This is a genomic window from Methanobrevibacter filiformis, from assembly GCF_001639265.1.
GTDB lineage: Archaea > Methanobacteriota > Methanobacteria > Methanobacteriales > Methanobacteriaceae > Methanacia > Methanacia filiformis.
Genome location: NZ_LWMT01000020.1, coordinates 1 through 8,294, shown reverse-complemented (window position 1 = coordinate 8,294; position 8,294 = coordinate 1). Strand labels below are relative to the sequence as shown.

At 32.7% G+C, this 8,294-nt stretch carries 8 protein-coding genes; 7 read left to right on the top strand and 1 reads right to left on the bottom strand.

The window, feature by feature from the left end; all coding sequences use genetic code 11:
* The first annotated feature begins 318 nt into the window (after positions 1 to 318).
* The 7 genes from MBFIL_RS00910 to MBFIL_RS00880 are packed head-to-tail and all read left to right on the top strand — an operon-like array spanning position 319 to position 6,597.
* Positions 319 to 780 carry a DUF362 domain-containing protein gene (locus tag MBFIL_RS00910; RefSeq protein ID WP_066970558.1) on the top strand — a complete coding sequence of 154 codons (462 nt, stop codon included), beginning with the start codon at positions 319 to 321 and terminating at the stop codon, positions 778 to 780.
* Positions 770 to 1,807 carry a tungsten-dependent formylmethanofuran dehydrogenase subunit FwdF gene (gene fwdF / locus MBFIL_RS00905; protein WP_066970556.1) on the top strand — a complete coding sequence of 346 codons (1,038 nt, stop codon included), beginning with the start codon at positions 770 to 772 and terminating at the stop codon, positions 1,805 to 1,807. Before MBFIL_RS00910 ends, fwdF begins: the two co-directional genes overlap by 11 nt.
* Positions 1,808 to 1,822: 15 nt before the next feature.
* A complete protein-coding gene (locus MBFIL_RS00900; RefSeq protein WP_066970554.1) occupies positions 1,823 to 2,053 on the top strand; it encodes a 4Fe-4S binding protein in 231 nt (76 codons plus the stop codon).
* 15 nt (positions 2,054 to 2,068) lie between these two features.
* Positions 2,069 to 2,596, top strand: coding sequence for a molybdopterin dinucleotide binding domain-containing protein (locus tag MBFIL_RS00895; protein WP_084266245.1), 528 nt, complete (start codon positions 2,069 to 2,071; stop codon positions 2,594 to 2,596).
* A 24-nt stretch (positions 2,597 to 2,620) separates the two neighbouring features.
* Positions 2,621 to 4,033: a formylmethanofuran dehydrogenase subunit B gene (locus MBFIL_RS00890; protein WP_066970552.1), complete on the top strand. Its 1,413-nt coding sequence runs from the start codon at positions 2,621 to 2,623 to the stop codon at positions 4,031 to 4,033.
* Between the two features lie 9 nt (positions 4,034 to 4,042).
* A complete protein-coding gene (locus MBFIL_RS00885; RefSeq protein ID WP_066970550.1) occupies positions 4,043 to 5,764 on the top strand; it encodes a formylmethanofuran dehydrogenase subunit A in 1,722 nt (573 codons plus the stop codon).
* Positions 5,765 to 5,769: 5 nt separating this feature from the next.
* Positions 5,770 to 6,597: a formylmethanofuran dehydrogenase subunit C gene (locus MBFIL_RS00880; protein ID WP_066970548.1), complete on the top strand. Its 828-nt coding sequence runs from the start codon at positions 5,770 to 5,772 to the stop codon at positions 6,595 to 6,597.
* A gap of 305 nt (positions 6,598 to 6,902) precedes the next feature.
* Here the strand turns inward: MBFIL_RS00880 and MBFIL_RS00875 are convergent, their stop codons facing one another.
* A complete protein-coding gene (locus MBFIL_RS00875) occupies positions 6,903 to 7,886 on the bottom strand; it encodes a cysteine peptidase family C39 domain-containing protein (RefSeq protein ID WP_066970546.1) in 984 nt (327 codons plus the stop codon).
* Positions 7,887 to 8,294: the final 408 nt, after the last annotated feature.

The following is an 8,294-nucleotide window of genomic DNA, read 5'->3' as shown; positions in this document are numbered from 1 at the left end:
AACATAACCCACTTAAAACCCAATAAACTAAATAATAATCCTTATTTTAACTTAATATTACTTCATCATCACAATATAAACCAATAAATATCAATTAACTAATCAATGAATTATGGAAGATCTCCTATATATTATTAAAATTAAAAATAATGATTTTATTAATCCTATTTTTTAAAAATAATAACTAAATACTTCTTTTTTATAACTATTAATGTGTAATTACTACACAGATATATATAAATCTTTCTATTTAGCTTTAGTAGTTAATTATATATAAATACAAAACAAAAGTGTAATTAATACACATGGTGAGTGAGTATGCCCAATCATATTGCTTCTGGTCTTAAATATTTAGCTGCAGTTGAACTTAAAAAGAAAGGATTAAATCATCAAGAGATTGCAAAAGAGCTTGAGATGGATCGTAGTACTGTTTCCCATTATCTTAATGGACGGAACCTTTCATGGAACTCAATTGAAGTTGCAAAAACAATAACTGACTTATGTTCTAAAGACTTTCTTCTTATGGTTCAATCACTGTTTCGGGACACAGAAAAAACCCGTAAGATCATTAAAATATGTAAAGCAATAGAATTTGAAGGTAAAGTTTCAGATTCATGTATTGGTTGCGGATTATGTGTAGATTTGTGCTTGATGAAAGCTATTAAGTTAGACTCATTGAAAGCTCATATAAACTCCATTTCTTGTTGTGGTTGTCTTTCATGTCAAGAAAGTTGCCCAACGAAATCCATAAAAATTTTGGAGGTAGAAGATGATCGTTAATACGAAAGAAGTTGAAGATAACGACTTTAACATAAAAAGATCAGCAGAAGAATTAAGAAGTTTATCTTTCAAAGATCATGTATGTGTTGGTTGTGGAATATGTGAATCAACATGTCCTGTAGAAGCTATTACCTTAGGTGATGTTGGAGCTATTGTTAGATCTGACAATAACCAAGCGAAAATAGCTATTGCTGAAGATAAATGTGTTCTCTGTGGTTTGTGTAGTGGGGTGTGTCCTGTAGATGCACTATATTTCACAATAGATAATGAGCCAATCTCTGAGATCGAATCATATCCTAAGTACACTTCATCTGTTGAAATTGATGATGATGAATGTATATACTGTAAGAGATGTGAAACTGCATGTCCAAGAGAAGCTATTACAGTAGCTAGATCATTACCAGACAGATCTAAACTTGTAACTGGCGAAATTTCAATAGACACTGAAACATGTATCTACTGTGGTATTTGTGATGAATTGTGTCCAGCAGATGCTATTGACGTTGAAAGTGCTCCAGGTTATGAAAACATAGAAGTAGACACTGATAAATGTGTGTACTGTTTAGTATGTAAGAAAGCTTGTCCAGTAACAGCTATTAAAGCATCATGCAGGATCTGTTCTTATGGGGACTATGATATTAAACCAGAAGATGCTGTAACTACAGGAAATGTATTCATTGATGATGAACTTTGTGTAAAATGTGGATGGTGTGAAGGTGTATGTCCGACTTCAGCTGCAAAAGTCACAAAACCATTTGATGGAAAACTAGAAATTCAACAAGATAAATGTACAGTATGTGGTACTTGTGTTGATATTTGTCCATGTGATGTACTTGCATTTACTGAATCAAGTAAACCTGGTGAAATAGTAGAGAATGTATCTAAAGATGAAGAATTCTGTATCCAATGTGGTGCATGTGCTAAAGCATGTCCTGTTGAGGCTATTGAAGTTACAAGAACTGCTATTAATTACACTCCAACTAAATCAAAAGCTTGGATAGAGAAATTTGAGGCTTTAAAAAACTAATTTTAACGTGATTATATGGAACTTAAAGTAAATCAAGATAATTGCCTCGGTTGTGGAGTATGTGTTGTTGCATGCCCTGTAAATGTATCAATCAGCCCAGAAGTATCTGGGGGGCATGGATCTAAAACAGAAGAAACTATAATGATGGTTGAAAATGGTGTTATAAAACTTTTCAATGAAGAAAAATGTGAAAAGTGCGGGACATGTCAAATGTTCTGTCCAGTTGATGCCATATATTTAGAATAAGGGGAGCTGTAATTTATGACTTATGTTGATAAACCACCAGTACCTAATGTTGTTAAATTTGATGAACCTAATGCTAAAAAGAGAAATAAATTAGAAGTTATGTTAAACACTGGTAGTGACATTTATCAGGGTGCTTGTAAGAAAAGAGGTTCAACTTTAAAAGATGAATACAGACATGCATCTGGTACAGCTTACATGGATCCAAGAGATATGGCACGTTTAGGTGTTAAAAACTGGGATAAGGCTATTGTTAAAACTGCATGGGGAGAAGTTGTTGTATTCGTAGCTCATTCAAGAGATGCTCCTCACGAAGGACAAATATTCATTTGTAAAGGACCATGGGCTAATGTTATAGTAAGTCCTGAAACTTACTGTTGTTGTGATCCAACTTACAAAGGAGTACCTGCAAGTATTGAGAAAACTGACGAAGAACCGTTACTTATGGCAGATTTAATGGCTGAAGTATACCAAAAATACAAAAAAGCAGAAGATGATTCCAACAAACTCGGTAAAAAACCAGATAATAATATAGATTGGTATTAAGGAGTTAATAAAGGAGTTAATATTATGGCATACGAAGAACCAATTACTGATTACGACTACATTGTAGAAAATTGTACTTGTGCATTTTGTGGTTGTAATTGTGATGATTTAGTTTACCTGGTTAAAGGCGGAAACGTTAAAGGGGAACTAGAAGATAATGTTGTAGTTAGTGGATATGTTGATGGTGGACATGTTGTAGGTGTAAGACATGCATGCCGTTTAGGTGCAAGTAAAGTTATGGAAGATATGGACCAAAGACTACTTGTTCCAATGATAAGAGACGCAGAAGGAAATCTCGTTGAAACTGACTGGGACACTGCACTTGATAAAGCAGCAGAGCTTATTGCTGGATCTGTAAGACCAGTATTTTATGGATGGAGTGAAACTTCCATTGAAACCATGAAATTTGGACTTGAACTTGGAGAACTTGTTGGTGCAGTACTTGATAATCAAGCTACAATCTGTCACGGACCTTCACTTCAAGCTGTTCAAAATGCAGGATATCCTGTTATGACATTAGGTGAATGTAAAAACAGAGCAGACATGATTGTTTACACTGGAAACAATGCAATGAATTCTCACCCAAGACATTTAGCAAGATACTCTACTTTCCCAAGAGGATTCTTTAGGAAAAGAGGTAGATTTGACAGAACTGTTGTTACAATGGATCCAAGATATACTGATACTGCAAAAATGTCAGATATATGGGTAGGATTTGAACAAAATGGAGATTATGAGTTTTATAATGCTATGAGAGCAGTTCTTAGAGGTAAAAAACTTCAAAAAGATGTTATCTCTGGAATTCCAAAAGAAGATATTGAAGAACTTGTTGAATCAATGAAACAAGCACAATTTGGAGCTCTTTTCTTTGGATTAGGATTAACTCACACCTTATCTAAACAAAGAAATATTGATATAGCTATTAATTTAATTCAGGATTTGAACAAATTTTCAAAATGGAATCTCATACCAATGAGAGGACATTTTAATGTTAATGGATTCAACATCTTTATGGCTTATGAACAAGGATTCCCATATGGTGTTGACTTTGCAAGAGGATACCCAAGATATATGAATGGTGAAACTAACACCATAGATCTTCTAACTCGTGAAGAACCTGATGTCTTCATGGTAATTGCTGCAGATCCTGGAGCTCATTTCCCATCTGGAGCAAATAGACACTTGGCAAACATTCCAGTTATCCAAATCGATATTCACTGGGGACCATCTACAGAATTAGCTGACATTGTACTTCCAGGATCATTTATCGCTGTTGAAGCTGGTGGAACAAGTTACAGAATGGACGGTGTTCCAATCTACATGAAAAAAGCAATATCCAAACCTGAAACCTGCCGTGATGACGAATGGATTGTAAATGAACTTCTTAAAAGGGTTCAAAAAATTAAAGGTATAGCTCCTAGGGAAGCTAGCAAATAGGTGATTTTCATGGTAGAATATATATTAAAAAATGGTATTGTTTTTGACCCTACCAATAATATAAAAGGAGAAAAAAAGGATGTGGCATTTAGCAATGGTAAAATTGTTGAAGATGTCTCATCTGATGCTAAAGTAATAGATGTAACCGATAAACTTGTTATGGCTGCAGGTGTTGATCCTCACTCACATATTGCTGGACCTAAACTTGTTGTAGGTAGATTATACAGACCAGAAGACTCCAGAAAAGGTATTGTCCCAGCAAAAGGAGTAACAAGATCTGAAACAGGATTTTCTGTACCAAGTTGTCCTGCAACAGGTTATAGGTACTCTAGAATGGGTTATGGAACTGTAGTAGAAGCAGCTATGCCTCCTCTTGAAGCAAAGCACACTCACGAAGAAATAATGACCATTCCTAACATAGATGTACCTGCATTACCATTATTTGGTAATAATTGGTTTGTACTTGAATATGCAAGAGATGGAAAGGTTGATGAGTTAGCTGCTTTTGTAGCAAAATGGCTAAAACTTGTAAAAGGATACGGAATAAAAATCGTTAACCCTTGTGGAGGAGAAGCATGGGGTTGGGGAATGAATGTCCACGGTGTGGATGATCCTGCACCATATTGGGATGTAACAGCAAGAGAAGTTGTAAGAACACTTGCAAAAGTAAATGAAAAGCTTGGACTTCCTCATTCAATACACCTTCACCCTAATGATTTAGGACACCCTGGTAACGATTTAACCACACTAGAATCCATGAAAATGGTAAGTGATATTAAAAAAAGCTCTGGTGTTCGTAACCAAAACTTACACATGACTCACATTCAATATCACTCATACTCTGGAACAAACTGGAGAGATTTCAAATCTGGTGCTGAAGGTGTTGCAAAATACATAAACAGTAATGATCATGTTACTTGTGATGTTGGTCAAATCACATTAGATGAAACCACTACAATGACAGCAGATGGACCAATGGAATTTGATCTTCATCAACTAAATGGTCTTAAATGGGCTAACAAAGATATTGAGCTTGAAACTGCATCTGGAATCGTACCATTCATTTACTCAGGAAGAAACAGTGTACACTCTGTACAATGGGCTATTGGTCTTGAACTTTTCCTTGGAATTAAAAATCCATGGCAAGTTATGTTAACTACAGACAGCCCTAATGCTGGACCTTTCATAAGATATCCTAGAGTTATCTCCTGGTTAATGAGTAACAAACGTAGAATGGAAATGATTGAAAACAGAGAAGTTCACAAAGCAGTAGAGAAAAAATCTTCCCTTGCAACATTGGATCGTGAATATGGCTTTGATGAAATTGCAACAATCAGTCGTGCTGGTCCAGCAAAAGCATATGGATTTACAGACAGAGGACACTTAGGTGTTGGTGCTAATGCAGATATAGCAGTATATGACCTTGAACCTAACAATATAGATCCATCTGTGGAACATGAGCAAATAGAAAAAGCATTTGGCAATGCATTATACACAATTAAGAATGGTCAAACCTTAGTTAAAGATGGTGAGGTAGTAGCTATTAAGCAAAGCCAAAACATATGGACAAATGTGCAAGGCTTAGAAGCTGAAGAAGCTGCTGTAATGAAAGAAGTCATGCCTGTATTTAACAAATACTACACAATTAAATTTGAAAACTATAAGGTCCATGACCACTTTGTGTCAAATCCAATTGAAGTTAAAGTTCAAGCAGGAAAAGCAAGTAAATAGAGGAGATGTTAAGTTTGAAAAAAATAACACTTAATCAAAAGAAAACTTCTACAATAGGACTTGAATTTGATGAACTTATTCCAGATAATGTATATACTTGGGAAAAAGCAGATTTTGAAAAATACCAAGTACCAATTGGAAACTCCAAATTCCCATTTACTGATTACTTTGATGTTGAGGTAGAAGGCTCTGCTGAAGCACCAAATGAAGTAATAATCACAATTAATGGTGATTTAAGAAGAGTAAAGTACATTGGAACTAAAATGACTGCAGGAGAAATCATTGCAAACAGTAGTGTAGATTTACACTGTGGATCTGAAATGGCTGGAGGATCTATAACTGTAAATGGTGATGCTGAAAGTTATGCTGGACGTGAAATGACTGGTGGAACCTTAACTATTAAAGGAAGCACCCGTGAGTTCTGTGGATCATCATATATTGGTGATTGGAGAGGTATGACTGGCGGACAAATCATTATTGATGGCAGTGCTGGAAAACAATTAGGTGAATGTTTAACTGGTGGAGAAATACACGTTAAAGGAAACTGTGATATTCTCGCAGGTATTCACATGACCAAAGGTCTCATTCAAATTGATGGAGATGTAACCAGATGGCCAGGTGGTCAGATGCAGGGTGGAAACATCTTAATCAAGGGTAAACTATCTAGATTACTTGAAGGATTCGTTGATGCTGAAGTAGTTACCAACCCAGAAATAGCTGGTAAAACATTCACTGGAAGATACATTAAATACACTGGTGATATAGCACGTAACGGAAAAGGAAATTTGTACCTAGATGCAGATAAGAACAGAAATTTCTTAGGTAACTATTAATATCTGCTACTTTAATACATCTATTAAATAGTTAAATATTAGTAATTAATTTAATTGGAATTTAGGGTATTTAAGATCTGTTTACTTACTTGAGAGACTACTTACAAGTTCCAATTTATTTTAATTATTTAAATTTTATAAATTTAATATTTTAGCTATTCAATCATATTTAAACAATAAAATTATAATTATCTATTATTAACCATCCAATAGCTATTTAATCAAATATATAGCTATTTTAAACTATTCAATAGATATTAGAATTCTTTTTTATTATTTTTATTAATAATATTATCATTGTTAAATTATTTTTTCTCTAAGACTTTAATAGGCTTAATTTTATCTTCTTCTTTTTTATCCCTCATTAGGCGTTTTTTAATGGCTTCAGTAACAATACTCAACTTAACCCATCTTACACTACCTAAAGGATCAGCTATTTTTAACTGTTTAGTAAGTTTATTGTATCCAGCAACAACAATATAATGACCATAACTACCACTATATCCTAATTTCTTTGTAGTTTGAAGTTGAATAATTAAAGGATGTTTATTATCAATGTGTTTAATAATTTGATTAAAATTTTCATAATCTTCTTCAATAAGGACAAATTTTTTATTTGCTTTATTAGCTGCAGCTGTTAGATTACCTGGAGTTGTACCATCACGATTAGTTTTACATAGTTTTCGTAGGGTTTTAATACTATAATCTAATTTATAATAGCTAAAAGATATTTTAAGACTTGTAGGACCACATGTAACTCCATCTGGCTGTCTTAAGAAATTCATTTTAAGTTCACGCATATAATAGCTATCAAAGTATTTTTTGGTAACTTTAATTCTTTTAAGTTTTTTATAATTAACTACTACAAGCTTTTTGTAGGTATAAACTTTGTAAATTTTACCTTTTAACTTTTCACGCTTAATGTACTGGAGCGCTGTTTTTTTGTAAACATCATCTTTTTTAGCCTTAATAAAAATAGGACGTGTTTTATCAGTCTTTTTATATGAGTACGAGTAATATTTTCCATATTTTGAATCATGTGATGTGTTTTTACATTTTTGGATTTCAAATTTAGCTACTCTATAATATTTTCGATAGAATTTCCTTTTTTTCTTAACTATTCCTTCAAACTGTTTTTGTTTGGTTAATGTTTTGGTCCATGTAGTTTTATGAGTAACATTACCTCCATTACAATAATCTATGTACTTTGTTGATGATACTCCACCTATAAGTAAACTTAATCCTAATATTATTACTATTAAAAATATTATATTTTTTTTACTAAACATTTCACCAGGATCCTTTGATTCTAATTTTAATATTTAATCACTATTGTTTTTCTGAGTATATTATATAATGATATATAGAGTATTTAAAAATTAATAAAAGCATTCATTATGTTTATAATGCTTAAATTTTGGAATAGTTTTTGTTCAAACTTTTTTCAAAAGTTTGTTTTAAATTAATAAAAGCATTCATTATGTTTAGGAGATTATCCATAATTAAAATAAAGGTTTATGATTGTTGGATATGGTTTTAGATGTTTTTTAGTTTTTGTTTTAGTTTTTTGGTCTATTTTTTGTGTTTTAGTTTTAAACTTTTTTAATGTGTTTTTTATGATTTGAAGATTTTATTTGATTGTTTTTCTTTTGATTTGTTTTTTCTGTTGTTTTTTTCTATTTTTGGTCTAGTGTTTG